Raw genomic sequence first — 413 nt, forward strand, 5'->3', positions numbered from 1 at the left:
CCGCCATGACGGCACCGCCTATCGCGATGCGACGCGTGCCGCGCTTGCGCAGATGGACCGCTGAGCGCCGGTCTTCGACCGACAGCACTGGACAGCGCCGCTTCGCACCCCGATAGCGGCACCATGGCCAGCACCCCCGCCCCGCTTACCGTTGCCCCGCGCGCGCCGCTGCTGGCCTTTGTCGCCTGTGCCGGCGGCATGATGTTCTTCGGCGCCATGGACAGCGCGATGAAGGCGGTGACGATCGATATCGGCGTGATCGCGGCCTTGTTCTGGCGCTGCCTGATCGGTTCGGCGCTGGCAGGCGCGTTGTTCTGGTGGAAGGGCAACCGGCGGCTGCCGCGCGGCGCGGCGCTGCGGCTGCATCTGCTGCGCGGCACGGTGGTGGCAGGCATGGCGGTGCTGTTCTTCTG

1 pseudogene is annotated in these 413 nt (G+C 70.2%); it reads left to right on the top strand.

Features of this window, described 5'->3' with window-relative positions:
* Positions 1-123: 123 nt before the first annotated feature.
* Positions 124-413: pseudogene (locus tag AX735_RS16100) on the top strand (EamA/RhaT family transporter); the annotation flags it as partial.

It is taken from the genome of Blastomonas sp. CCH1-A6, assembly GCF_001556365.1.
Taxonomy (GTDB): Bacteria; Pseudomonadota; Alphaproteobacteria; order Sphingomonadales; family Sphingomonadaceae; genus Blastomonas; species Blastomonas ursincola.